The organism is Dietzia sp. E1 (assembly GCF_014145015.1).
In the GTDB taxonomy this organism is placed as follows: Bacteria; Actinomycetota; Actinomycetes; order Mycobacteriales; family Mycobacteriaceae; genus Dietzia; species Dietzia cinnamea_A.
In genome coordinates this window covers 1-1,349 of the sequence record NZ_JAALDU010000235.1, presented here as the reverse complement: position 1 = coordinate 1,349, position 1,349 = coordinate 1, and the positions used below count along the sequence as shown (strand labels likewise).

The 1,349-nt window shown below is 67.6% G+C and carries 1 protein-coding gene; it reads left to right on the top strand.

All coding sequences use genetic code 11. The features are described 5' to 3' along the window. Nucleotide 1 precedes the first annotated feature (1 nt). A complete protein-coding gene (locus G6030_RS08770; RefSeq protein ID WP_182642868.1) occupies nt 2-1,318 on the top strand; it encodes an SLC13 family permease in 1,317 nt (438 codons plus the stop codon). Nucleotides 1,319-1,349 lie beyond the last annotated feature (31 nt).

The window sequence follows — 1,349 nt, the reverse complement described above, 5'->3', positions numbered from 1 at the left end:
GATCGTCCTCGTCGTCGGCCTCATCATCAAGGCGAAAGTCGACCCGGTGATCTCGCTGATCCTCGGCTCTCTCTATCTCGGCCTCGCCACGGGCGTCGGCTTCGTTGCGACCATCGCCGCGATCGCCACCGGTTTCGGCGAGATCATGGCCGAGGTCGGTCTGCTGATCGGTTTCGGCGTGCTCATCGGGGCCCTGCTCCACGCCATGGGGGCCTTTCGGAAGATGGTGGCGCTGCTGGTCACCGGCGTCGGCCCTGGTCGGCTCCCGTACGCCCTGACGGCGGCGATGGCGACCGTGTTCCCCTCGATCTACGTGGACGTGCAGGTGGTGTTGGCCGCGCCGGTGGCGCGCTCCAGCGGGCCCTACATCGGTCGGACCGGGCTGCCGCTCATGGCCGGTGCGCTCGGGACCGGCATCTTCGCCGGGTTCGTCTTCGTGATCCCCGGGTTGGCCGCGGTCTCCATCGCGGGTCTACTGGACATTCCCCTCGGGTCGTGGCTGGTCTACGGGCTCGTGCTCGGGCCACTGACAGCGCTCGTCACGACCCTCCTCTTCCGGCTGCTCCTGCGCGGGAAGTACTGGAAGCCGGCCTCGGACGAGCGGGTCGGCGAGGCGATGGCCGAGCTGGAGAGCACGGAGTTGGTCACGGAGGACACCGCCACGCCCCCGCTGTTCGTGTGCCTACTGCCCATCCTCGTGCCGTTGGTGATGATCGCGTTCGGTGCCTTCGCCGAGCTGCTCGGATTCTCGACTGACTTCATAGCCTTCCTCGGTGACCCCAACCTCGCGCTCTTCGTCGGCCTGCTCGGTGCCTACCTGCTCTGCCGGCGCACCCTCGGCGCAGACGGAACCGGCCGGGCGATGAACGAGGGCTTCCACACCACCGGCCAGATCCTGCTCATCACCGGCATCGGCGGATCCCTCGGTGCGGTCATCGGGGAGACCGGACTCGACACGGTCCTGGCCGATCTCTTCACGGCCGACGCCGGGGCACCGGTCATCCTCAGCATCCTGCTCGCCTGGTTCGTCGCCGCGGTGCTGCACCTGGCGATCGGGTCGGTCTCGGTAGCGGCCATCACGGCAGCCGGGATCATCGGGCCGGTGCTCGGGTCGGTCGAGATGTCGCCGATCGTCATCGGCCTCGCCATCGCGTCCGGCGCGATGTTCGCGCTCCAGGTCAACAGCAACTTCTTCTGGATGTTCAAATCGCTGCTGGGGCTGTCGACCCAGGGCGCCTTCAAGACCCTCACGGTCGTCACCTCGATCGCCTCGGTGGTCTCGCTGCCCATGGTCATGGCGACGGCGCTCATCACCTAGGAGACTGCTGAACAATCAGGGTGTCCGCCCC